We start from the raw sequence: 25,498 nt of genomic DNA, 5'->3' as shown, positions 1-25,498 counted from the left end.
TAATAGATTTAAAATTATCTGCCAATTATCCACTTTATTTTAGTCTTACTTATCAGAGCAATGAGCAACATTGTAGCAGAATAAACAATTGTAAACCTACAGGCAATATAAAGAAGCATGTTACCCAAAGACATTTCATTGAATTGAATTATGTGGAATGGTCTGAAAACTTCAGGCAAGAGATGCGTAACTAATATATAGTGAATTAAATAAACACCAAATGTAGTTTCCCTTGGCTTTAAATATTTGACAAATCTAAACTCCTTTATTTTAAACAACAAAAAGATAGTGGCTAATGAATAGAAAACATTACTTATTCTTAGTGTATTGTACGGATCTTCACTTTTTACCTGTATTAAATGAATAATATCGAACACCGCTAAACAAAAAGTTAGCATAAATAAACCGATAAAGATATAGTATGGTGTTTTTTTAATAAAGGCTTCAATTTTACTCCAATACTTATTAAGAATGGCACCCAACCATAAATAAAAAATAAATCCAAAAATTGCGATAGTGTGCGATGTAATAAACCATTCGAAATATACATTAGCGCTATACGTTAAAGTAAGCACTAAAAAAATTGCCCCAAGCCACCATTTGTACAAATACTTCTTAAAGCATAAGAGTATTGCAATACAAAACATAAAATTGATAATAAACCAATAATTGGTAAATAGATAAATCATCTCTATTTTTTCTATCAGCAACTTACGGAGATGAAAATCGCCTGACCGATGCAGGGCAATGTAATTTTGAATGATGATAGCACACAAAAATACCAGCGACCATATTAACCACGGTAGAAATACTGTGGATAAACGTCGTTTAAAATATTGCCAGGATGAATAGGTTGTAAATTTACTCCCCAATAAAAATCCGGCTAATAAAAAGAAGGATATGGTACCAAATTTAGAAAATTGAATTAATCCGATATAAACAATGTGTTTAGGTGGAAAGCCATTAAAAATATAGGTACCATTATAGGTACAGTGTTCCATAACTATCCCCATCATGGATATACAACGGATGGTATCTATAAAATCAAAATTCCTTTTTTCCTGGATTCCTTTTTCTTGTATTTCGGTATGCATTAAATTATTTTGGTAGTTGAACCAACAAATATCTGTTAAAAAAAAGAGTCCCGAATAATTCAGAACTCTTTTAACATTCATGTATGTAAAATATTACATAATATCCGCCGTAAAAATTATATCCAAAACACCCATTGGTTTTCATAAAAACAATATTTCGACCAAATTCCTGTCATTTTGTAAATGCTTTTGATATATAATACACCATTCACAAAATCATCATTCAGTCAGATTTTAAACAGCACAAAATAATTTTGCTACAACAAAAAGGGCATCAATTATATTGATGCCCTTACTTTATTTAATAGAGAACTAATTACAGTTTTCTAGCTACTTCTACTTGTTCGTAAGCTTCTACGATATCGCCAACTTCGATGTTGTTAAAGTTCTGAATGTTTAAACCACACTCATAACCTTTGTTCACCTCTTTCACATCATCTTTAAAGCGTTTTAACGATGCCAGTTCGCCTGTGTACACTACAACACCATCTCTAACGATACGGATCTTGCTGTTACGGGTAATTTTACCATCCAATACCATACAACCTGCAATGGTACCCACTTTAGTGATTTTGAATGTTTCGCGGATCTCCACGTTAGCCACAATTTTCTCTTCAAATTCCGGATCCAGCATACCTTCCATCGCCGATTTAATCTCATTGATTGCATCGTAAATGATAGAATATAAACGGATATCGATCTGCTCTGCTTCGGCCAGTTTACGTGCACCTGTTGATGGACGAACCTGGAAACCGATAATAATTGCATCTGAAGCTGAAGCTAACAATACATCAGATTCTGAAATCTGACCAACACCTTTACTGATGATATTAATCTGGATCTGCTCAGTAGACAGTTTCAGCAATGAATCGGCCAATGCCTCGATTGAACCATCCACATCACCTTTAACGATGATGTTAAGCTCTTTAAAGTTACCGATAGCCAAACGACGACCGATCTCATCCAAAGTAATGTGTTTCTGTGTACGTAATCCCTGCTCACGTTGTAACTGCATCCGTTTGTTTGCAATGTCACGTGCTTCGGTTTCACTTTCTAAAGCATTAAATCTGTCACCTGCTGTAGGTGCACCCTGCATACCCAAAACCTGTACCGGTTGTGATGGACCTGCTGATTCTACTTTAGCGCCACGCTCGTTGGTTAATGCTTTAACACGTCCGCTGTAACTACCTGCCAGGATCGGATCTCCAACCCTTAATGTACCAGCCTGAACCAGTACCGTAGTTACAATACCACGTCCTTTATCTAATGCCGACTCAATTACAGTACCTGTAGCTCTCTTATTCGGATTCGCTTTAAGTTCTAATAATTCAGCTTCTAACAATACTTTATCTAAAAGTAAATCAACGTTTAAGCCGCTTTTGCTTGAGATTTCCTGCGATTGATATTTACCACCCCAATCTTCAACCAAAATATTCATGGTTGATAATTGCTCGCGCACTTTATCTGAGTTAGCACCCGGTTTATCAATCTTTGTGAAAGCAAATACCAATGGTACGCCTGCTGCCTGTGCATGATTAATGGCCTCTTTTGTTTGAGGCATCACCGCATCATCAGCTGCGATAACAATAATGGCAATATCAGCCGCCTTAGCACCACGGGCACGCATCGCTGTAAAGGCTTCGTGACCCGGCGTATCTAAGAAAGTTACTTTTTTACCATTTGGTGTAGTTACCATGTAAGCACCAATGTGCTGGGTAATTCCACCCGCCTCACCAGCAACCACATTTGCTTTACGGATATAATCCAGCAATGAGGTTTTACCGTGATCGACGTGACCCATAATGGTAACAACCGGAGCTCTTTCGATTAAATCTTCTTCTTTATCTTCCTCTTCAATTACGTTTTCCTCATCTTCATCAGGTTTAACAAACTGAATTTCATAACCAAACTCATCTGCAACGATTGTTAAGGTTTCAGCATCTAAACGCTGGTTAATGGAAACGAACATTCCGAGGCTCATACAGGTACCAATAATTTTGGTAACCGGTACATCCATCATGCTCGCTAACTCATTAGCAGTAACAAACTCTGTTACTTTTAATATTTTCGATTGCGATTCAAGCTCATTTGCGGCCTCTTCTGCATTGTAAGCAACATCATCACGTTTCTGACGACGCAATTTAGCACGCTGTGCAAATTTACCAGATTTACCAGCCCCGCTTAAACGGGCAAGTGTTGCCTTAATCTGATCTTGAATTTCTTTCTCAGTAGGCTCCTCTTTAGGTCCGCTTGGTGTAGCATTTCTATTTTGGAAACCTGGTCTGTTAGTATTATTGTTTCTATTTCCCTGGTAAGGAGTACCGCCTTGTCCGGCAGGTCTGTTACCCTGGTATGGAGTACCGCCACCTGGTCTGTTACCCTGATAAGGCTGACGAGGCTGTCCTGGTGCACCACCCTGACCTTGACCTGCAGGATTATTCTGTCCTTGCTGGCCCTGGCCACCATGTTGCCCTGGCTGACCCGGTGCTCCCGGAGTTTTTTTACGTTTACGCTTGCGTTTAGCAGCTTCACTATCACTAGATGATGCTACCGGACCGTTTCTTCTATCCGGAGTTGTTGGTAAAACAATTTTACCAATAATGTTCGGACCAGTTAATTTTACGGTACGTGCTTTAATTACTTCAGGCTCGTTGCTTACCGGTTTGGCTGCTTCTGCTGGTTTTTCTTCCGCTTTTGGCTGTTCAACTGGTTTTGCCGGCTCTGGAGCCTTAACCACAGGTGTTGGTACAGCAGGCGCTGATGCAGCAGGTGCTTCTTCCTTTTTAACCTCAACCGGTTTTTCTTCAACCTTAGGCTGTTCAACCGGTTTTACTGGCTCGGGAGCTTTAGCAACAGGCGCTGGCGCAGCAGGTGCTTCTTCTTTCTTAACAGGACGGGTTTTTGAGTTAAGATCATTTAAATCAATCTTACCAACAATTTTAACGCCTGGTAATCCGGTTTCCTCTGCTTTTTCTTCTGCCTTAGTTTCTTTTACTGGCTCAACTGCTGCCGCAGGAGCTGGTGCAGGTGCCGGCGCCGGTGTTTCTTCCTTAGGTGTTTCAACTACCTTTGGTTTTTCTGCCGGTGGAGTAAATGACTGAGCATTTTTAATTAAAATCTCTTCATTTTTCTCAAAATCGGTGTTTTTCTTCGGCGCTTCTACTGGCTTTTCAGTCTCAGGCTCGTCACGACGTATTTTACCAATCACTATTTGTTTGGCTTCTTCTCTTACGATCTTATCTCCCTGATACTCTTTTAACAAGGCATTATACATGTCTCCCGTAAGTTTAAACATAGGGCTTTTCTCGGCAGAGAACCCCTTTTTGTTTAAAAACTCAACGGCCGTACCCATGCCTATATTAAGTTCTTTAATAGCTTTAATTAAAATGATTGGTTTGTCGTCTGACATTTAGCTCCTGTTATTGTTTTTTATTTAATACAAAAGTAGTGTTTATTTGGCAATTACACCACTTATTCAAATTCTGACTTCAAAATTTGAACCACTTCTTTAATGGTTTCCTCTTCAAGGTCGGTGCGTTTTACTAAATCTTCTACTGTAAGTGCTAATACACTCTTAGCAGTATCGCAACCGATAGCCTTTAATTCATCAATGATCCAGCTATCAATCTCATCTGAGAATTCTTCTAAATCAACATCCTCGTCGCTCTCTTCTCCAGCTTCGCGGTACACATCAATTTCGTAACCAGTTAATTTACCAGCCAGTTTAATGTTGTGTCCACCACGTCCGATGGCCAATGAAACCTGATCTGGTTTTAAGTAAACCGATGCATGTTTGGTTTCATCATCCAGTTTAATGGAAGTGATTTTTGCCGGGCTCAAGGCACGGGTAATGTATAGTGAAATATTATTTGTGAAGTTAATCACATCAATATTTTCGTTTTTCAATTCGCGAACGATGCCATGGATACGCGATCCCTTCATACCCACACATGCGCCAACCGGATCGATACGGTCATCGTATGATTCTACAGCTACTTTAGCACGTTCTCCCGGTTCGCGTACAATTTTCTTAACAGTAATTAAACCGTCGAAAATTTCCGGAACTTCCTGTTCGAACAAGCGTTGTAAAAACTCCGGTGCTGTTCTCGAAATGATAATTTTAGGATTCGCGTTGATCATTTCCACTTTAGAGATTACTGCTCTTACAGAATCGCCTTTTTTGAAATAATCTGCCGGAATCTGCTCGGTTTTAGGCATTAAAAGTTCGTTACCTTCATCATCTAAAACCAAAGTTTCTTTTTTCCAAACCTGGTAAACTTCACCGGTTACGATTTCGCCTACCCTGTCTTTATATTTTTTGAAAATTTCGTCTTTTTCTAATTCCAATACTTTAGAAACCAGGGTTTGGCGTGCTGCTAAAATTGCCCTGCGGCCAAAACTCTCTAAGGTAATCTGCTCGATATAATCATCGCCAACTTCCAAAGTGCTGTCTAATTTAGAAACTTCAGCAAGCTCGATCTCTAAATCATCATCTTCAGAAAAGCCATCTTCCATTACTTTTCTCGTTCTCCAGATCTCCAAATCCCCGTTATCCGGATTTACGATAACGTCACAGTTTTCGTCTGTTCCGTATTTTTTACGCAACATGCTACGAAAAACTTCTTCCAGCACACTGATCACAGTTGGGCGATCTATATTTTTGAAATCTTTAAACTCCTGAAAAGAGTCGATCAAATTAATTGTTGTAGTACTCATTTTTACTTAAATGAAATTAACACACTTGTTTCTAATATATCATTAAACGGCACAGCTGTTTCAATCGCTACCGCCTTTTTCCCTTTTTCTTTAACCGATTCTTCAATCTGCAGGTTATTTTCTGTAACAGCCAGTAATTTCCCTTCCTTTTTCAAGCCTTCTTTCAGCTTAATACTTACCGTACGGCCAATATTTTTATTGTATTGACGGATCAGTTTTAAAGGCTCACCAACACCTGGAGAAGAAACTTCCAGGTTATAAGCCTGCTCTATTGCATTTTCTTCTTCGAGATGAAAACCAACATGCCTGCTAATGGCCACACAATCCTGTATGCTAATACCTTCGTCACCATCAACATGAATAATTAATTTATTGTTTGGCAACATTTTCACTTCTACCAGAAACAGTTCTGGGCGGTCTGCTATTTTTTCCTCAACGAGGGCTGCAACTCTCTTTTCTACCTGCATATTTTAACCTGATTTCATAGAAAAAGGGGACACTGTCCCCTTCTCTTTTCTTCGATTACGATGCAAATGTAGTAAATCTTTAGAAAAAATCAAACACTTGCTGTAATTATTATGCTGATTATTACCGTTTAAGTGTTTGTTTTTGTGGCTGTAAGTTATGTTTGGCGCTACTTGTAATCAGGTTACCAACAGTGGCAAATTTTACCCCGATATAACTTTCTACCAAATAATCTTTGCCTTTCACAAATGGCTGGTCGGGATTAAAAATGAGTGAATCGCCGACGATTTTAACTTTTCCGGCCACTTCCAGTTCGTCCTGAATGCTGTCGAGTTCGCCGGGCATGATCAAAACCGACATTATATTAACAGTATCCACATTAGCCTGATAGGTATTTTTAACCTGCAAGAGACTTGCCTCATCAATATTTGTGATTATTATTGATGTGCTATCTCCCGAAAACTTAATGACCGGTTTGTTGTTTCTATTCGAACAAGAAAACGCAGACATAAAAACCGCAACAACAACCGAATATTTTAAAAAGCGTTTAAACATTTACAAAAATAAACAATTATGAGATTTATTATCGAAATCCTTTTAACAGGACTGGCGTTCTTTATCGGGGCGAAACTGGTACCCGGCGTAAGCATTGATGGTTATGGCAACGCGATTATTGCAGCGGTGCTGATTGCACTTGCAAATGCAACCATCGGTTTTATTTTAAGGGTACTAACCTTCCCGGTTAATTTTTTAACCTTAGGGCTGGTATCATTCATTATCACCGTTTTAATGATTTTACTGGTTGATAACATGATGACCTCTTTTAACACTTCAGGCTTTATTGCAGCCGCATTTTTGGCCATTGTAGTAGCGCTGATTAAAGCGGTGTTTAGCGCAGTAGCGGGAGAGAAAGATTAGTTTCAGTCCGAAGTCGTGAGTCTGTAGTCATGAGTCGGATTAGACTAAGGACTACAGACTTTTGACTAAACGACTAACGAATAACTTCCCTCGAAATCACCATTTTCTGAATCTCAGAGGTTCCTTCGTAAATCTGGGTAATTTTAGCATCACGCATTAAACGCTCAACATGATATTCTTTTACAAAACCATAACCGCCATGTACCTGTACCGCTTCGATGGTTACATCCATCGCTACTTTTGAGGCATAAAGTTTTGCCATAGAACCGGCCTGGGTATAAGGCAAACCCTGATCTTTTAACCATGCAGCTTTATACACCAATAACCGCGCAGCTTCTATCTGTGTAGCCATATCGGCCAGTTTAAAGGCAATGGCCTGATGCTCGGAAATGGGTTTACCGAACGATTTCCGCTCTTTGGCATATTGTGTAGCCAGTTCGAAAGCACCCTGTGCAATACCCAGGGCCTGCGCAGCAATACCGATCCGTCCGCCCTCTAAGGTTTTCATGGCGAATTTAAAACCAAAACCATCTTCACCAATCCTGTTTTCTTTGGGCACTTTCACATCATTGAACATTAAAGAATGTGTATCAGAACCGCGGATGCCCAGTTTGTTTTCTTTCGGACCAACGGTAAAACCTTCCATCCCTTTTTCTACAATAAAAGCGTTTATTCCTTTATGTTTTAGTTCGGGATGGGTTTGAGCAATAACCAGGTAGGTTGATGCGGTACTGCCATTGGTGATCCAGTTTTTGGTGCCATTAAGCAGGTAATAATCGCCTTTATCTTCAGCGGTTGTGCGTTGCGAAGTGGCGTCCGATCCAGCCTCAGGCTCTGACAAACAAAAGGCACCGATTTTTTCGCCCGATGCTAATGGTTTCAGGTATTTTTCTTTTTGTGCTTCACTTCCGTATTTTTCGAGCCCATAACAAACGAGTGAGTTATTTACCGAAACTACTACAGAGGCGGAGGCATCGATTTTAGATAACTCTTCCATCACCAGCACATAGGAAATAGCATCGAGGCCGCTACCGTTATATTTTGGATCAACCATCATTCCTAAAAAGCCGAGTTCGCCAAGTTTTTTCACCTGTTCGGCCGGAAATTTCTGATGTTCGTCTCTTTCAATTACTCCAGGCTTTAATTCCTGCTGCGCAAAATCGCGTGCAGCCTGCCGGATCATTAATTGTTCTTCATTTAATTCAAAATGCATAACATTTATGTATAAAAGGTTAGTAAATCAAATGTAGCATTTCTGATCGAAATTACTATGGTTGCATAGTAATTTATTTTTAGATTGATTTTGTATGGCGTGGTGTATTTAGATTGGTTTGTCACAGCTATAAAATCAATCTGGTTTATTTTTTTGGAAAGCAAAGGTAGCAATACTTCGGTTCCGATAGCCCTGCCCTTTGCTTAATCCAGATGGAAGAATCCGGATAACGCTGTCGGTCAGGTTTATTTAACCAAAGATAGTAGCACCATGCAGCCAACTAAACCCGGCAGTAGCGGCAGTTCCAGATCCTTCATCTGGACTATAGCGGATGACGGGGCCGGAGTTAACCTGCAAACCACGGAACTGCTTTCCAAAAAAAATAATAATGTTAATGATGGTCAGTTTTTTTCGCCAGCACCAAAAACAAACTCAGGCTCCCTAAAATGAGGATAAGCAAAACCTGCGATGAATGAATAATGGTTGAATAGGCCAGCCCGTCTTTAAAAGTGATGCCATAAAGCACGAGGGATTGCGCAACCATCCAGTGGAAAACGCCAATACCGCCCTGAACCGGCGCTGCCATGGCGAAACCGGAAAACACGATGGCAGTAAATGCGGCATTAAAATGCAGCCCGGAAGTAGCCTGGATGGATGAAAAAGCAAAATACATGGATAAACAATAAAATACCCATATCAATAACGTATAAATCAGGAATAATCCCTTTTGTTTCAGTTTGCTGTAAGAACCAAAGCCCTGGCGCAGGCTTACAAAGATGCGCAGAAACTTTTTGCTGAATTTTTGACGGAGAAAATATATGGCTGATGCGATAAGTAATAATATAACAGCACCAATTACGACCAGCCACCAATAATTAAGGGTATTTGCTTTTTTGGCGAGGCTGAGGTAAATGGCGTCGTATAAAAAATCAGCAACAATATCGTGCTGAAAGATCAACATGGCCAGGCCGGTAATAAAAAGTACGAGTACATCAAAAAGGCGTTCGGTAATTACTGTACCTATTGAGGCAAACATGGGCACTTTTTCTGCTCTATGGATTACAGAGCAACGGCCGATTTCGCCAAAACGCGGCAAGGCAAGGTTGGCCAGGTATCCGATCATTACGGCATGGTAGGCATTCCAGAAACTTACTTTGTAATGAATAGACTGATAAAGCATTTGCCAGCGCAATGCCCGTAAAACGTGGGCAATCCAAACTGCAAATGCCGAAGTGATGACCCAAAAATAATTCGCGGTTTTAATTTCCTGCCAGATCTTCCCTAAATCCTGACCCCGGAACGCTAAATATAATACCCCTACCCCGATTAAAAACAGGATAATGTACTTTAACGCCGTTTTGAGGTCGAATGTCACAAAGTTATTTTAGCAAGTGGTTGTTATCGTCAGGAAAAACCAGGATCGGATTGTACTTTTTAGCTTCTTCTATAGGCAGTGAGCCGTACGACATGATGATGAGAACATCGCCAAGCTGCGCCAAACGGGCTGTAGCACCATTTAAACAGATGGTTCCGGTACCACGTTCGCCTTTAATTACATAAGTTTCGAAACGTGCACCATTGTTATTATTTACGATCTGCACCTTTTCATTAGCAATAATGTTAGCTGCATCCATCAAATCCTCATCTATCGTAATACTGCCAACATAATTTAATTCGGCTTGTGTTACCCTAACACGGTGTATTTTCGATTTTAATATTGTGATAACCATCTGGCAAAGTTACTAATAAAGCACCGGATGAAAAAAACGAAAAATGTAAGGGCGATGTAATATGGAAAACGGATGATGGATTATGTAAATATGTAAAACGGATGATGGTAATGAAAATTGGCACTAAATTATCTACATCATCCATCTTACCTCTCCCATTTTACATCACTTTATAATCATATTATCAATCAATCTTGTCGAGCCTACTTTTGCAGCCACCAAAGCAACCAGGTTATTTTCTTCTTTTGATTTGGCAGGTTCCAGTGTATCGCCGTTAGCAATGGTAAAATAATCAAGTTCTACGCCGTTTATGTTATTATAAAATGCTTTGGCTTTTTCTTCCAGTTCCTTTAAACTGTATTCTTGAAAATGATCAATCACAAACTGCAGCGATTTACTCAGTACCAATGAGTTTTTACGATCATTTGCTGATAGATGGATATTCCGGCTGCTCATGGCTAAACCATCATCTTCGCGAATAATAGGACAGGTAATAATGGTGACAGGCAATTTAAAATAAGCCAGCATATTTTTGATCATCAGCACCTGCTGAAAATCCTTTTGTCCGAACATGGCCACATCGGGTTCTACAGCATCAAAAAGTTTTTTTACAATCTGCGTTACGCCCTGGTAATGGCCTTTTCTAAATTCGCCTTCCAATAAAAATTCTGCATTGCCCAAATCGATATGCCAGGCTTCATCGGCACCTGTTGGGTACATTTCTTCTACATTGGGCATAAAAACGCCGTTACAGCCGGCATCGGCCAACATGGCTAAATCGTGCTCAATGGGGCGTGGATATTTTTCTAAATCTTTAGGATCTGTAAACTGTGTAGGGTTTACAAAAATACTACAGATAATGATATCGGCATTTTGCTGGGCCAGTTTAATCAGCGATATATGGCCATTGTGCAGTGCACCCATGGTAGGTACTAAAGCTATTTTTTTAGCTGATGCTTTCAAGGGCTGCAAAAAAGCCTTAAGCGCTGCTTTGGTTTTAAATATTTCCAATTCGGACAATCTAAATTAAAGCCGTAAAGGTGTAAATTAATCTAAACGAAACCAAACAAATGCTTGCTATATTGATAAATAGTATTATTATGCTTACCTTTGCAGCTCATTATCTTTTATTTAACTTAATATTTTCTTAGAATATGGAGATGGCAAAAACGAAGCTGCTGATTGTTACACACGAGATGTCGCCTTTCCTCGAGCTTACTAAAATTTCTGAAATTACGCGCCAGTTACCTCAGGCTATGCAGGAAAAAGGATTCGAAATCCGCATCCTGATGCCAAAATTCGGTAACATCAACGAAAGAAGAAATCGTTTACACGAAGTAATACGCTTGTCGGGAATGAACATCATTATTGATGACAACGATAATCCCTTAATCATTAAAGTAGCCTCCATCCCAGCTGCACGCATGCAGGTTTATTTCTTAGACAACGAAGAATATTTTCAGCGCAAACAGGTATTCAGAGATGCCAGCGGAAAATTTTTCGACGACAATGATGAACGCACTATTTTCTTCTGCAAAGGCGCATTAGAAACGGTTAAAAAATTAGGCTGGGCACCAGATATCGTTCACTGCCATGGCTGGATGAGTGCATTGGTTCCTGCTTACATTAAAACCACTTATAAAAACGATCCTACTTTCAAAAATTCTAAAGTAGTATATTCGATCTATGAGGATGGCTTTACTGAAAAATTAAATGCCGGTTTCGCTTCTAAAGCAGTAATGGCCAACATGACGGAAGATGACACTAAAGCATTTTTGCCGGCAGATTGCGACAGCATGCACATTGGTGCCATAACTCACTCTGATGCAGTGGTTTTAGGCGACGAAAACCTCAGCAAAGATGTGTTAAAATTTGTTAAAGATTCCAATAAGCCAACATTAGCTTTTAACTTAACCGAGAATTTTGAAAACTTCTATACTTTTTATGAAGAAATTTCAAATGATGAATTGGTTTCAGTAGCATAATCAGGTATTATTAATTAAAATATGAAATTTACAAAACAAGACTTATTAACCCTGTTGATAGGTCTTTTTCTTTTTGCATCGTGTAAAAACCCCGATGGTGTTGGTTTAGATGTTGATCCGGGCAGTGCGGTTACTGGAACCCTGGTTGTATCGCCGGTAAAAACACAACTGGTTGAAGAAACTGCAGCAAATACCTTAGGGCAGCCTCGTTATCCGTTAGGTTATATGGTTGATCCTGTTTTTGGTAAAACAGAAGCTGGCATCGCCATGACGGTTTACCCGGTAAGTACCAGTTATGATTTTGGAACAGCACCCCAACTTGATTCTGCTATTTTAGTATTAAAATTTGATGAATCGAGCACGGTGACCAAATTTTATGGTGATACCACTAACTCTAAATACAGCATAGATGTATTCCAACTGGCCAATACGGTAACCAATTATAAAAGTTCGGATGTGCAGGCCATCAACAATACCTTGTTAGGCAATTTTACAGGCAAACTGGCCCCGAATACCAAAACTAAAGTATATGATATTGTTGCCGGTAAAGCTGATACGTTAAGAGTAGTACCTGCACAGATCAGGATTCCGCTTAACAAAACATTTATCCAGAACAACATTTTAAACCTGGGTACGGCAGGAACTTCTTCAAACGCCAAGTTTATAAATGCGTTTAAAGGATTGTATGCACAGGTAAATAAATCATCATCAACAGGTACAGGTGGTATTGCTTTCTTTAATTTCACAGGTTCCGATTCTTATGTTCAGTTGGTTTGGAAAAAAACCAATTCTTCAAGCGGGGTTGATACGGCAAGTGTAAACTTCCCGATTGGGGCATTAAATACAAGCAGTCAGATTACCGGTGTAGCCGCAAATATTAAACACGATTATGCCGGAACTCCTGTACGTACACAACTTGATGCTTCAGCTGCTTCATATGATGTAACTTACGTACACGGACTGGCTGGTGTTAAAACAAAAATTAGTTTTGATGAACTAACAGGTTTTACAGGCAGATACGGTAAAGCGATTATCAATAAAGCTGAACTGGTTGTAGAGCTTGGAGGTGGTGCACCGGCATACCCGTTTAATGCGGCACAAAGACTTTCTTTGTACCGTTGGGATATTGCACATCAACCATCCAATATTCCGGATTATAACAATTATGCGGTTAGCTCATCTGGTATATCAGCGGCTGGCGAGGCCCTGTTTGGTGGATATTTCGATTCGACAAAAAACCGTTATATTTTCATCATTACCAGTTATGTGCAAAGCCTGATTGATGGTACACTAAAAGACGAAGGCACTTTCCTGGCGCCAACTTCTTACAACCTTTTCCAGAATGTTCCAACGGCAACTTCGGCAGAAAGATCAATTATTGGAAGCGGTAATGCAGCCACCAATAAAATGAAACTGAATATCTATTATACCAAGATTAATTAATTTTGATATCATTGATTAAAACCTCCTGTTCTTAAAAAGAGCAGGAGGTTTTTTGTTTTACGGGAGAGAGATCTGTTTAACCGGCTTTAGCTTCACTGAGCACTTATGTGGTTTTCAATTGCGCTACACTTCGCCCGAAACAACGTTAACTCAGGAGTTTAAACAAAAAGAGCCACCCCCAGGCAGCTCTCTGTATTAGATTGATATTTTTTAATTAAAACGGAAGGTCTCCACTTTCATCCGATGGGCCAATGGTAAATTCATCTTCAATTTTCGATTCGGTATTTTGATGCGTGGGCGTAGTGGGGCTTTGTTCAAAATCACTCTTTCTGCCCAGCATGGTAAAGTTTTCGGCAACAATTTCTGTTACATATTTTTTAACCTTTTCTTTGTCTTCAAAGGATCTTGTTCTCAGCTTTCCCTCTATATACACCAATTTACCTTTTTGCAGGTATTTAGAAGCTACTTCGGCCAAACCGCGCCACAATACAATGTTATGCCACTCTGTTTGCTCTACTCTCTTACCGTCTTTGTTGTACGTTTCAGATGTAGCCAACGGAAAACTGGCTACTGTTACGCCACCGTCTAAATGCCGTACTTCAGGGTCTTTGCCTAAATGGCCTACTAAAATAACTTTGTTAATCCCAGACATAAATATTTTTGGTTAGTTGTTTCGTTTAATAAATATACTCAGCCAAGATGGTTAGTTACTCCATTTTATCACTAAAAAAGTATTCCTGTACAAAATCGTGGATTACTTTTGGCTGCGGTAACTCATCTAACTTATTTAAAGAAACCCAATTAAGTTCCTTTTGTTTATTAAAGTTAAATATATAATTTTTTAACGCAAAAAATTGAACGTGTATTATTTGGTGTGTTAATATATGTTTTTTGGCACTGATAAACTCAAAATATGCGTCGTTTCCAAAAGTGTTTTTTACCTGATCTACCAAGAGCCCGTTATCCGTATCTTCATGTGTAAGCATTTCTATGCCCGGAAAATCGTACAGATGCTGCCAGACATCGCCAGCCTGCCTTTCCCTCACCAATACCTGCCCGCCATCAAAACACACAAAATAATTGATGTACCGGTGCTTTTGCGCGGCTTTTTTTATCTTAACCGGAAGCTCATTTACCATTTTGTGGTTAAAAGCATAACAGGTTTGGTTAAGCGGACAAATGCCACAGGCAGGCGATTTAGGTTTGCATTGCATGGCCCCAAATTCCATTATAGCCTGGTTATACAATGCCGGATCATCCCGGTAAAGCAGTTCATTAGCAAGCGCAAAAAACTCTTTTTTACCTGCCGGAGAATTAATTGCAGTAGCGATTCCGTAATACCTGGATAACACCCGGAATACATTTCCATCTACCACAGCACGCGCCTCTCCAGACGAAAAAGAGGAGATTGCAGCCGCTGTATATTCGCCAATTCCCTTTAACTTTATCAGCTCATCGTGCAGGTTTGGGAAGACTCCGTGGTAATCTTTCACCACAATCTGCGCCGTAGCATGCATATTTCTACCCCTAGAATAGTAGCCCAAACCCTGCCAGAGCTTTAAAACCTTAGCCTCGGTGGCACCGGCAAAATCACTAACGGTAGGGAAATTTTCTAAAAATTTATTGAAATAAGGAAGCCCCTGCTCTACCCTTGTTTGTTGCAATATAACCTCTGATAACCAGATGGTATAAGCATCATTGGTATGCCTCCAGGGCAGATCTCTCTTGTTTAGCAGATACCAATTGATGAGTTCATTTTGAAATGTCATTACTGCAAATTACGGTGTATTTATCCGATTTAAAAAAAACTTGCAATCGGGTGATAAGTCTGGAGATAAAAAAATCATCTTTTATTTCCCTATCTCATTAAAAAGCAATACTTTTGCAACCCCAAAACAGTAGTAATATTAAAACACATAATATAATAAATAATAAAATATGACTAAGGCAGATATTATTTCAGAAATATCAACAAAAACCGGAATTGAGAAGGTTGATGTACAGGAAACAGTTGAGGCATTTTTCAAGGTTATCAAAACCAGCATGATTGGCGGTGAAAATGTATATGTTAGGGGCTTCGGAAGCTTTGTTGTTAAAAAGAGAGCGCAAAAAACTGCGAGAAATATCTCAAAAAACACTGCAATAATTATCCCGGAACATTTTGTTCCAAGCTTTAAACCAGCAAAAGTATTTGTTGACAAAGTGAAAAGCAATTCAAAAAAAATTAACGTAGAAGCCTAAGTCTTAATTTATGAATAGCAGCATCAGATCAAAACAAACCATCATTATTGGAGCGATTGTATTGCTTGTTGCCTTTCTATTTACCAGAGACATTAAGGGTTTAGTAAAACCAACTGAAGAAAACGGCAAAATGCCTGCAAACGGTCCAATGGCCGGTACTGCAGCTGCTGCTTCTTCATCGGCACTAAACATCGAAACATCATCTACTGCTGCAAAAAATGTAATCAACAAAAACCTGGCTACAGATATTACGGCTTTAGAAAACACCTACAAAGGTGCTAATGGTGCAGAAAAGATCGAAGTTGCAAAACAACTGGCCCAGAAATGGGATGATGTGGAGCAAATTACGCCGTCTGCCCTTTATTTAGAAATTGTTGCCCAGGGCGAACCATCAGCAAAATCGTGGTTGGCAGCTGGTAACCAGTTTATAAAAGCCTTTGAAAGTACACAAGATAGCCTGGCACAACCTGCTTTATTGCAGAAAGCCAATACATCTTACAAAAATGCATTAGAGAAAGACTCTGCAAACATTGAAGCTAAAACAGGCCTAGGTGTAACAATAGTAAACGGCTTAGGTGCACCAATGCAAGGTATTGCGATGTTGCTCGAAGTGGTGGCTAAAGAACCTAAAAATGTTAAGGCGAATATGAATTTAGGCTTATTCTCTATCAAATCAGGTCAGTTTGACAAAGCAATTCCACGTTTTAAAACTGTAATTGCAGAAGCACCAACGCCTGAAGCTTATTTCTACTTAGGCACCGCCTTAGAAAATTTAGGCAGAAACAAAGAAGCAGTAGATGCTTATTTAGCAAGCAAAAAATTAGCGGCTAACCCAACCTTATCATCTTTTATTGATAAGAAGGTGGCTGAACTAAAGAATAAAAATTAATTAACAGATTAATAAAAACATTTAAAACTTAAAACTATGCCAAGCGGTAAAAAAAGAAAAAGACATAAAATGGCTACCCACAAACGTAAAAAACGTTTAAGAAAAAACAGACATAAGAAAAAATAGTTTCTTATTTTGATTAAGCCAGTTAAACCTCATAGTAAACACTATGAGGTTTAAACAATTATATGATTTTTTTTATTGTATATCTTTCTGGCTATATCAATGTTTTTTATTTACTATCCATTTGTTAATAGGCGAAAGCCTTAAATCTGTAGCTGTTGGTAAAAGAATTAATTATCAATTCGACTCCTGCCGGAGTTACCATAGCGTTGATTGAAGACAAACAACTTGTTGAGCTTCACAAAGAACAAATCAATAATAACTACGCCGTAGGCGATATTTATTTGGGCCGCATTAAAAAAATTATGCCGGGCCTGAATGCTGCTTTCGTGGATGTTGGTTATGAAAAAGATGCCTTTTTGCATTATTTTGATTTGGGCCCTCAGGTGCAATCTTTAATTAAGCTAACTAAGATCAAGCGTAATGGCTCGGTTACAGGCACATTATTAGATAATTTAAAGCTCGAAGCCGATATTAATAAGGCAGGCAAAATTTCTGATGTGCTCAGCAAAAACATGCTCCTACCCGTACAAATTGCCAAAGAGCCAATTTCTACTAAAGGACCACGTTTAAGTTCCGACATTTCGATTGCCGGCAGGTATGTGGTACTGGTGCCATTCTCCAATACCATATCTGTATCAAAAAAAATAAAAAGTAATACCGAACGTAATCGTTTAAAAAAGATTATCGAGAGTATTAAACCCCAAAATTTTGGGGTAATTATCAGAACCGTTTCTGAAGGCAGAGGAGTTGCCGAAATGCAGAAAGATCTTTTGGATCTGATTGCTAAATGGGAAAACTTCATTAAAAAAATACCTTCTACTGAACCCTCAAAAAGAGTTTGGGGAGAGATGGACAGATCATCAACGTTAATACGTGATATTCTGAACCCTGATTTTACAAACGTTTACGTAAGTACACCAGAGTTGTACGATGATATCCGTTCTTATGTACACGATATTTCTCCTGAAATGGAAAAAATCGTAAAACTGTACAAGCAAAAAGAACCCATCTTCGATCACTTCGGGATAGAAAAGCAGATTAAAAATGCTTTCGGAAAAACAGTAAATTTACCCGGTGGCGCCTACCTTGTTGTAGAGCATACCGAAGCACTGCACGTAATAGATGTGAACAGTGGAAACCGTACTGCCAGTAAAGAAAATCAGGAAGAGAACGCTTTACAGGTAAACAAAGAGGCGGCTAAAGAAATTGCCCGTCAACTGCGCTTGCGCGATATGGGCGGTATTGTGGTAATCGATTTTATCGATATGCACAAACCAACAAACCGTAAAATGCTATTCGATTATTTGCGTGAGCTGATGTTATTGGATAGGGCCAAACACACCATTCTGCCTCCGAGCAAATTTGGTTTGGTACAGATTACCCGGCAGCGTGTTCGTCCGGAGATGAATATTGTTACGGTAGAAAAATGCCCGGCCTGCGATGGGACAGGAGAAATTAAAGCGAGTATCGTTTTAATGGATGATATTGAGAACAACCTTAATTATATTTTAAGAGAGCAGAATGAAAAAGGCGTAACCCTTTGCGTACACCCTTACATTGAAGCTTATATTACAAAAGGCATTTTCAACCTTCAGCGCCGCTGGTTCTTTAAATATGGCCAGTGGATTAAAGTGAAGGCACAATCATCGTACTATTTAAATGAGTTTCACTTTATCTCTGCTAAAGACGAAGAGATTAAATTATAACTTAAAAACATTAACCAGAAGCCCGGATCCAAAAATCCGGGCTTTTTTGCTTTAGGTTAATCGGGATTTGCAATCCCTGCTTCCGAACTAAGGAATTTAATCCTTTGTAAATTACAAATCCCGACCAACGGAGTTCACTATTTTTATGGGAAAAGCAGGGTTCAGCACATTTCGGGTACAGCAGTCCTGCTATCCCTCCAAGTCTTCCTCCATGTCAATTCAGTGCCGGTTTATTGGTAAAGAACCGGAATGCGGGCTTTCCGTTCTATCAGGTTTATTTTAAAGGAGGACAAAGGCTGTAAATTTTTTTAAACTACAAACTCACATGATAAACCCGATAGAAGTGGAAATACTTTTTAATTGCAGCCCCTTAAACCTTTTCAGCTGCAGGCTATAAAACAGATGCTTTGTACTTCAGCACAACAGCATGTTGTTTAAAAAGATTGGAACAAATAGCGGGACTGCAGTTACCGACCGGCTCACCCCCTTAAATTTTCTAATAATTCTGACATCCCATATATAAAACCACAGAACATAATTTTATCCTCATTAAAAATAACATTAACCCCGATTTAAACCTGTGGGGTTTATCAACAAGAAAGGTTAAATTCGTAATCTTAAATTTTAATCAATTGGCAAAATCAAAAACCGCATATTTCTGTCAGAGCTGTGGCTACGAATCGGCAAAATGGCTGGGCAAATGCCCGTCATGCAATAAATGGAATACTTTTGTTGAAGAAATTGTAGAAAAAAGCCCGGCATCAGTACCTACCTGGAAAAGTGATACCACAAGTCGAAAATTAAGCAAGCCCAGCAAGGTTGATGAAATCCAATCGTCAACTGAGCGAAGAATATTAACGGGCGATAAAGAGTTGGACCGTGTTTTGGGTGGCGGTTTGGTAGAAGGATCTTTAGTATTAATTGGCGGAGAACCGGGTATTGGTAAATCGACCTTAATGCTGCAATTGGCCTTAAATATAAAAGGGAAAAAGTTGCTGTATATTTCTGGAGAAGAAAGCGAACAGCAAATTAAAATGCGGGCCGAAAGGATTCAGGAAAATCCATCGTCCAACTGTTATATTTTAACCGAAACTTCTACACAGAATATTTTTAAACAGATCGAAATTCTGGAGCCTGAGATTTTGGTGGTCGATTCTATCCAGACTTTGCATTCTGCCCATATCGATTCTACACCAGGAAGTGTATCGCAAGTTCGGGAATGTACAGCAGAATTGCTTCGTTTTGCCAAAGAAACCGGAGTGCCTGTATTTTTAATTGGCCATATCACCAAAGACGGAGCCATTGCCGGCCCGAAAATACTCGAACACATGGTAGACACCGTTTTGCAGTTTGAAGGCGACAGACATCATGTTTACCGCATTTTGAGGTCAATTAAAAACCGTTTTGGAGCTGCAGCAGAACTGGGCATCTACGAGATGCAGGGTAGCGGTTTAAGAGAAGTATCTAATCCGTCAGAAATTTTACTCTCACAACGTGATGAAGAATTAAGCGGCATTGCCATTGCTGCAACTTTAGAAGGCGCCAGACCAATGCTGATCGAAACCCAGGCCTTAGTGAGTCCGGCTGCTTACGGAACGCCCCAACGCTCTGCTACAGGCTTTGATACCAAGAGAATGAACATGCTTTTAGCCGTGTTAGAAAAACGCTGTGGCTTTAGATTAAGCACGCAAGACGTTTTTTTAAATATTGCCGGAGGAATCAGGGTTGAAGATCCTGCCATCGATCTGGCAGTTTTAATTGCCATTATTTCATCGCAACAGGACATTGCAGTTTCCTCAAAGAATTGTTTTGCGGCTGAAGTTGGTTTGTCAGGAGAAATAAGGGCAGTAAATCGCATTGAACAACGGATTGCTGAAGCAGATAAATTAGGTTTCGAAACGATTTATATATCCAAATACAATTTAAAAGGAATCGCTAAAGAAAAATATAATCTTGAGATTAAAGCGGTAAGTAAGATAGAAGAAGTATTTAGTCTTGTTTTCGGCTAAGCCAGATTGGGGAAAAATTTCAACATATTTTTTAGCATTGGTGATAAAGTTCCCCATTTCCACAGTTTTAACATCATACAGCCAAATCAACAAAAACATACAAACAACTGATTTCCATTGCATTACAACATAATGCAACAAGAATGATACTTTTGGATTCAGGTTTGCCTATAATATCGTGTTGTACATCATAGGATGTGATATACACGAAAATAGGGATGATTTTCCTCGTTAACGGATGTTAACGGGGATTTTTTTTGGAACACTATTTAGAAAAATTTTAAATAACTTTGAAAAAGATAACAATGGAATAATCATAAATCACTAAGAGATGAAAAAAATCATTTTAAGCCTGAGCTTTTGCCTGTTTACAGCATTTGCATTTGCACAGGCTGCTTACACTGGTCAAAAATTTGGAGAAGAAGTAAAACCTGGTGATGTAAAACCTGCCGCCAAAATGGAAGCTGCCATGGGTGATAAGAAAACTGTGGATATGAAAATTGAAGGCAAGGTAGTAGATGTGTGCAAGAAAAAAGGTTGCTGGATGACGTTGGAAATGCCAAACGGCGATCCGATGCGGGTAACTTTTAAAGATTATGCCTTCTTTATGCCAATGGATATCGTTGGAAAAAAAGTAGTTTTAGATGGCCTGGCCAAAAAACAAACCATTTCTGTTGAAACTTTACGTCATTATGCAGAAGATGCTAAAAAATCTCCTGAAGAAGTAGCAAAAATTACAGATCCTAAAAAGGAGATGGCTTTTGAAGCTAAAGGTGTGGTGATTTTGGATAAATAAGGCAGTCAGAAAGCCGAAATCTGAGGTCAGAAGCAATATGGTTCATTCATAAAGCGCTGTCATCTCGACCGAAACGCAGTGGAGCGGAGAGATCTATTTTGAGATAGATTTCCCGACTGCGTTGCACTCCGCTCGAAATGACGATAATAAAAAACAAAACCCCGATGCACATTCTGCATCGGGGTTCTATCTTTAATAAGGTTTCAGATTACAAAACCCAGTTCCAACCAAATTCATCAGGCGCCAAACCGTAACGGATATCGTTTAATTTTTTAGCAATGCCATTAGAAATGTGTCTTGTTGATGGATCAGTTAATTTATAAACCTGACCATTGTAGCCCATTTCGCCAACATGTGTTACTGTAGCAGCAGTTCCCGCAGCAAAAGCTTCGGTTAAGCTACCGTTTTCAATGCCTTCAATTACCTCTTTTACAGAAACCCTACGCTCTTCAACTTCCACTCCGGCATCTTTTGCCAGTTTAATAATGGTATCGCGTGTAACGCCATCTAAAACGGTACTGCGTACAGACGGGGTAACCAGTTTACCGTTAATTACAAAAAGCAGGTTAGCAGTTCCCGCCTCTTCAATAAACTCATGGGTTACAGAATCTGTCCAGATTAATTGATCGTAACCTTCTTTTTTAGCTTGCTCAAACGGATATAATGAACGAGCATAGTTTCCGGCAGTTTTGGCAAAACCTACGCCACCTTCATCAGCACGTGTAAATTCAGTTTCAATCTTCACTTTTAATGCGCTGCTGTAATATGGACCAGTTGGAGTAGTTAATAAAGCAAATTTATAAGTATCAGATGCTTTAACTCCTAAATACGGATCCATGGCGAACATTACCGGACGGATATACAATGCATAATCTTCCTGGTTAGGTACCCATTGCTCATCAACATTGATTAAGGCAGCCAAACCCTGCATAAAAATTTCTTCGGGAATGGTTGGCATCGACATTCTTGCTGCCGATTTATTAAAACGTTCGAAGTTTTTATCGGCACGGAACACGCTGATTCTTCCATCAGGCTGGCGATAAGCTTTTAATCCTTCGAAAATTGCCTGGCCATAATGAAGTGCAGAAATTGCAGGGCTCATCGGAATCGGGCCATATGGAAGAATCTGTAAATTTTTCCATTCGCCATCTTCGTAATCGGCAGTAAACATGTGATCGGTAAAAACCTTACCGAACGGTAATTGCGAAAAATCAGTAACAGTTAAACGTGTTTCGTCTGCTTTAGTGATTTTTATATCTAATGTCTCGGTCATACTAGTTTAATTTTGAATGACTGATTTTTGAATGAAGGAATGGATTTGCATCACGCAATTCAATCATTCTATCATTCTCTGATTCAATCATTAATTATTTCGCGCAAATTAGTAAAAAACAGCCTTTTTTAATAGCTTTTTATAATATTAATCTTTGTTTTTGAGTGTTTTAAGTACACTAAGCACCCAACCCTTACCCCATTCTTCCATCTGTTCATCAGTCCATAAGAAGGGATAAAAAATTCTTTTTTGAAAACGCGGAGGCAAATATTTCTGCCAGTTGGTTCCACCGGTTGCTGCAACATCAACAGGATCTTTTTCCAAATAGCGCACGGCTGATTTATAATGCGACAATGGCCATTCTACATTTACATACAGATCCAGCTTGCGTAATTCTTCAGCAAGAGCCGTAACATCTGCTCCATTGGCCTGTAACTGATGGTATAGTGACGAAAAATTGGTTAAAGAACGATCTTTCGCCAGCTGTAAAAATTGAGCAGCATATTTTTTAATAAACTGTTTTAAAGTTAAAGTCTGCTTGCCCGAGGCCAGTTCTGTTGCGCCGAATTTCCAGTAGATATTTTCAAATTGTTCTTCTATGGTTGCTGTACTTAATTCTTCGCGTTTCGATTTATCTACCAAACGAATAAAATCAGTCGCACAGATTTCGATCATTCTATACTGACCGGACTGGAAACCGCTGGCAGGTAACAGCGACATACGAAACTTTAAAAACTGTTCTTTTTCCATCCCATCAACCATCACCTCAAAAGAAGTGGTTAAGGCATTAAAATAAGCATTGATCCGTTTTACGCGTGCGGTAAAAAATTCGACAGTTAAATTTTCATGTTCAGCAATCTGCGTACATTCATGCAGTGCAAGCTTAAAATAAAGCTCGGTGATCTGGTGGTACATGATGAAAATTTCTTCATCAGGAAATGGTGTTTTCGGACTTTGCAGGCTTAATAAAGTATCTAAGTGGATATAATCCCAGTAGGTTAGGAAATCGGCATACAACAATCCGTCGAGGTAAGAAGCCATATCCTGCCCCATTGCCGTGTACTTTTCTTGTAGTTGGTGTAGTTTATCTTTTATTTCTGGTGTGAAATCCATGGTTTGAAGTTAGCTGCACAAAGGTGATAAAGATTTTGTAACAAATGACTAAATTTTATACATTTGAAACGATGGCGATGGGGTGCCGCCAAAACCGCCAGACAGGCTGATGACTCCTACGATTTTATTTAAAATTGATTTAAAATGCCTGTTAAAAAATTAACAGAAGGATTTCTTCTGTCTGCTAAAAATTTCATCCGTTTCGATTTTGGATTACTTTTATTAAGCACCTTAAAATGGTTACTGATTTCTGCCCTATTGGGAGTTATTATCGGCTCTGCCTCTGCCCTGTTTCTAAGCACTTTAACCTGGGCAACCAATTACCGCGAGCAACACCTTTGGATAATTGCCTTTTTGCCCCTTGCAGGCTTAATGATTGGCCTGACCTATCATTATTGGGGAGCATCGGTGGTTAAAGGGAATAACCTTTTAATTGAAGAACTCCAATCGCCTAAAAAAGTAATCCCGATTATTATGGCACCGCTCATTTTTGCGGGTACTATTATTACCCATTTATTCGGCGGCTCGGCGGGTAGAGAAGGTACAGCAGTACAAATTGGCGGAGCATTTGCCGATCAGTTTACGAAATTATTAAAACTGAAAGCAAGGGACAGAAAAATAATCCTTATTTGTGGAATTAGTGCAGGTTTTGCCTCTGTTTTCGGCACACCATTGGCCGGAGCAGTATTTGGACTGGAAGTTTTTGTTGTGGGGAGTATAACCTATAGCGCTATCCTACCCTCCTTTATTACGGCAGTTATTGCCGACTATGCCTGCAAGGCATGGGGCGTTGGTCATACACATTATGCTATTGCTGCTGTACCAGAAATAGGCTCGGTTAATTTATTGCTATCTTTAGGTGCCGGAATATTATTCGGACTTACCGCCAGAAGTTTTTCTGCTTTAAACCATGGTTTGACCAGGCTTTTTGGAAAAATTAAATATCCGCCTTTAAGGCCATTCGTGGGCGGTATTATTTTAATCGGAATTATTTATCTGATTGGTAATACACGTTATATTGGCCTGGGCATTCCAGTTATATCAGAAGCATTTACCCAACAAGAAGCTTATTATACTTTCGCTATTAAATTGTTTTTAACCGCACTTACCCTGGGTGCTGGTTTTAAAGGTGGCGAAGTAACTCCACTTTTCTTTATTGGGGCTACATTAGGTAGTTTCTTAAGTTTATTTATCCCTTTACCTTTTGGCTTACTGGCCGGAATGGGTTTTGTAGCAGTATTTGCCGGCGCAGCAAACACTCCCTTGGCCTGCATTTTTATGGGTGTAGAGCTTTTTGGTACTGCATCGGGGATTTATATTGCACTGGCCTGTGTCATGGCTTACTTATTTTCGGGCCATACCGGGATTTACAAATCGCAGACTTTTGGGTCGCCTAAGCATTTGCTGTTGAGGAGGAGGTAGTGGATGGCGATTAGCGTAAAGCGTTTTGCGGGATGCATCTGCGATATTTTTAAATCAGCGGGAAACCCTAATTCTGTTGTTTCCCGCTGATTTTGCTTATCGACGCAGAATTAATCTCGTCATCTCGACTGAAGCGCAGTGAAATGGAGAGATCTATCTTGCATGAAGCCCCTGAAACAAGTTCAGGGTGACGATTTGCTGGAGAGATCTATCTCAATACAGATCTCTCGACTACGTTGCCACTCCGCTCGTATTCTAGGTTTACCACAATTGCAAATTTATTTTAAGAAAAACTCCAAATAAAGAGTTTTTCTTATCTTTTATGACGCTCTCCTATAATTCTCGACATACATTTCTCC

Annotated in this window: 22 protein-coding genes and 1 riboswitch; of the genes, 9 read left to right on the top strand and 13 right to left on the bottom strand. The window is 39.3% G+C overall.

The window, feature by feature from the left end:
• Nucleotides 1-14: 14 nt before the first annotated feature.
• The 5 genes from ACTJKC_RS24145 to ACTJKC_RS24125 all read right to left on the bottom strand — a co-directional run bounded on the left by ACTJKC_RS24145 (nt 15) and on the right by ACTJKC_RS24125 (nt 6,635).
• Nucleotides 15-1,094, bottom strand: a complete 1,080-nt coding sequence (locus ACTJKC_RS24145) for an acyltransferase (RefSeq protein WP_344852288.1) — start codon at nt 1,092-1,094, stop codon at nt 15-17.
• Between the two features lie 316 nt (nt 1,095-1,410).
• Nucleotides 1,411-4,503, bottom strand: coding sequence for a translation initiation factor IF-2 (infB, locus tag ACTJKC_RS24140; protein WP_440796060.1), 3,093 nt, complete (start codon nt 4,501-4,503; stop codon nt 1,411-1,413).
• Nucleotides 4,504-4,565: 62 nt separating this feature from the next.
• Complete coding sequence (gene nusA, locus ACTJKC_RS24135; RefSeq protein WP_025143392.1) at nt 4,566-5,810, bottom strand: transcription termination factor NusA; 1,245 nt, start codon at nt 5,808-5,810, stop codon at nt 4,566-4,568.
• 2 nt (nt 5,811-5,812) lie between these two features.
• Entirely contained in the window at nt 5,813-6,277 is a 465-nt protein-coding gene (gene rimP, locus ACTJKC_RS24130) for a ribosome assembly cofactor RimP (protein WP_440796058.1), read from the bottom strand.
• 121 nt (nt 6,278-6,398) lie between these two features.
• A complete protein-coding gene (locus tag ACTJKC_RS24125; protein ID WP_440796056.1) occupies nt 6,399-6,635 on the bottom strand; it encodes a hypothetical protein in 237 nt (78 codons plus the stop codon).
• Nucleotides 6,636-6,848: 213 nt separating this feature from the next.
• On the opposite strand from ACTJKC_RS24125, the gene ACTJKC_RS24120 reads away from it, so the two are divergent.
• A complete protein-coding gene (locus ACTJKC_RS24120) occupies nt 6,849-7,193 on the top strand; it encodes a phage holin family protein (protein ID WP_344852292.1) in 345 nt (114 codons plus the stop codon).
• Between the two features lie 73 nt (nt 7,194-7,266).
• Here the strand turns inward: ACTJKC_RS24120 and ACTJKC_RS24115 are convergent, their stop codons facing one another.
• The 4 genes from ACTJKC_RS24115 to panC all read right to left on the bottom strand — a co-directional run bounded on the left by ACTJKC_RS24115 (nt 7,267) and on the right by panC (nt 11,147).
• On the bottom strand, nt 7,267-8,406 hold the full coding sequence (locus ACTJKC_RS24115; protein WP_344852293.1) for an acyl-CoA dehydrogenase: 1,140 nt from the start codon (nt 8,404-8,406) through the stop codon (nt 7,267-7,269).
• 391 nt (nt 8,407-8,797) lie between these two features.
• Nucleotides 8,798-9,781 (bottom strand): lysylphosphatidylglycerol synthase transmembrane domain-containing protein, encoded by a 984-nt coding sequence (locus ACTJKC_RS24110; RefSeq protein WP_440796054.1) that lies wholly within the window; start codon nt 9,779-9,781, stop codon nt 8,798-8,800.
• A 4-nt stretch (nt 9,782-9,785) separates the two neighbouring features.
• Nucleotides 9,786-10,136, bottom strand: a complete 351-nt coding sequence (gene panD / locus ACTJKC_RS24105) for an aspartate 1-decarboxylase (RefSeq protein ID WP_205057665.1) — start codon at nt 10,134-10,136, stop codon at nt 9,786-9,788.
• A 165-nt stretch (nt 10,137-10,301) separates the two neighbouring features.
• The gene (panC, locus tag ACTJKC_RS24100) at nt 10,302-11,147 is read right to left on the bottom strand and encodes a pantoate--beta-alanine ligase (RefSeq protein WP_344852295.1); all 846 of its coding nucleotides are present in this window, start codon (nt 11,145-11,147) and stop codon (nt 10,302-10,304) included.
• Nucleotides 11,148-11,296: 149 nt separating this feature from the next.
• Between panC and ACTJKC_RS24095 the strand changes: the two genes are divergently transcribed.
• Together ACTJKC_RS24095 and ACTJKC_RS24090 are read left to right on the top strand one after the other, a co-directional pair.
• Complete coding sequence (locus ACTJKC_RS24095) at nt 11,297-12,121, top strand: glycogen/starch synthase (RefSeq protein ID WP_344852296.1); 825 nt, start codon at nt 11,297-11,299, stop codon at nt 12,119-12,121.
• A 21-nt stretch (nt 12,122-12,142) separates the two neighbouring features.
• Nucleotides 12,143-13,564 (top strand): DUF4270 domain-containing protein, encoded by a 1,422-nt coding sequence (locus ACTJKC_RS24090; RefSeq protein ID WP_440796051.1) that lies wholly within the window; start codon nt 12,143-12,145, stop codon nt 13,562-13,564.
• A gap of 214 nt (nt 13,565-13,778) precedes the next feature.
• Here ACTJKC_RS24090 and ACTJKC_RS24085 read toward each other — a convergent pair whose 3' ends face one another.
• Nucleotides 13,779-14,216: a single-stranded DNA-binding protein gene (locus ACTJKC_RS24085; RefSeq protein WP_344852298.1), complete on the bottom strand. Its 438-nt coding sequence runs from the start codon at nt 14,214-14,216 to the stop codon at nt 13,779-13,781.
• Nucleotides 14,217-14,271: 55 nt separating this feature from the next.
• On the bottom strand, nt 14,272-15,333 hold the full coding sequence (gene mutY, locus ACTJKC_RS24080) for an A/G-specific adenine glycosylase (RefSeq protein ID WP_440796048.1): 1,062 nt from the start codon (nt 15,331-15,333) through the stop codon (nt 14,272-14,274).
• 169 nt (nt 15,334-15,502) lie between these two features.
• On the opposite strand from mutY, the gene ACTJKC_RS24075 reads away from it, so the two are divergent.
• The 5 genes from ACTJKC_RS24075 (at nt 15,503) to ACTJKC_RS24055 (ending at nt 21,331) form a co-directional block, all read left to right on the top strand.
• Entirely contained in the window at nt 15,503-15,805 is a 303-nt protein-coding gene (locus ACTJKC_RS24075) for an HU family DNA-binding protein (protein WP_025143406.1), read from the top strand.
• Between the two features lie 10 nt (nt 15,806-15,815).
• A complete protein-coding gene (locus tag ACTJKC_RS24070) occupies nt 15,816-16,694 on the top strand; it encodes a tetratricopeptide repeat protein (RefSeq protein ID WP_440796046.1) in 879 nt (292 codons plus the stop codon).
• Between the two features lie 281 nt (nt 16,695-16,975).
• Complete coding sequence (locus tag ACTJKC_RS24065; RefSeq protein WP_113949101.1) at nt 16,976-18,526, top strand: Rne/Rng family ribonuclease; 1,551 nt, start codon at nt 16,976-16,978, stop codon at nt 18,524-18,526.
• 632 nt (nt 18,527-19,158) lie between these two features.
• Nucleotides 19,159-20,535, top strand: a complete 1,377-nt coding sequence (radA, locus tag ACTJKC_RS24060) for a DNA repair protein RadA (protein ID WP_440796043.1) — start codon at nt 19,159-19,161, stop codon at nt 20,533-20,535.
• Nucleotides 20,536-20,866: 331 nt separating this feature from the next.
• Nucleotides 20,867-21,331, top strand: coding sequence for a DUF4920 domain-containing protein (locus tag ACTJKC_RS24055; RefSeq protein ID WP_440796041.1), 465 nt, complete (start codon nt 20,867-20,869; stop codon nt 21,329-21,331).
• A 208-nt stretch (nt 21,332-21,539) separates the two neighbouring features.
• On the opposite strand, the gene ACTJKC_RS24050 is transcribed toward ACTJKC_RS24055, so the two are convergent.
• Nucleotides 21,540-22,604, bottom strand: coding sequence for a branched-chain amino acid aminotransferase (locus tag ACTJKC_RS24050; RefSeq protein WP_344852303.1), 1,065 nt, complete (start codon nt 22,602-22,604; stop codon nt 21,540-21,542).
• A 147-nt stretch (nt 22,605-22,751) separates the two neighbouring features.
• The gene (locus ACTJKC_RS24045; RefSeq protein ID WP_440796039.1) at nt 22,752-23,717 is read right to left on the bottom strand and encodes a tryptophan 2,3-dioxygenase family protein; all 966 of its coding nucleotides are present in this window, start codon (nt 23,715-23,717) and stop codon (nt 22,752-22,754) included.
• 64 nt (nt 23,718-23,781) lie between these two features.
• Nucleotides 23,782-23,843: riboswitch (Fluoride riboswitch) on the top strand.
• 18 nt (nt 23,844-23,861) lie between these two features.
• Between ACTJKC_RS24045 and ACTJKC_RS24040 the strand changes: the two genes are divergently transcribed.
• Nucleotides 23,862-25,139, top strand: a complete 1,278-nt coding sequence (locus ACTJKC_RS24040) for a voltage-gated chloride channel family protein (RefSeq protein WP_440796037.1) — start codon at nt 23,862-23,864, stop codon at nt 25,137-25,139.
• Nucleotides 25,140-25,498: the final 359 nt, after the last annotated feature.

The sequence above is a fragment of the Pedobacter sp. 22226 genome, assembly GCF_052045455.1.
In the GTDB taxonomy this organism is placed as follows: domain Bacteria; phylum Bacteroidota; class Bacteroidia; order Sphingobacteriales; family Sphingobacteriaceae; genus Pedobacter; species Pedobacter jeongneungensis.
The sequence above is the reverse complement of the archived record's forward strand: the minus strand, read 5'-3'. Positions and strand labels throughout refer to the sequence as shown.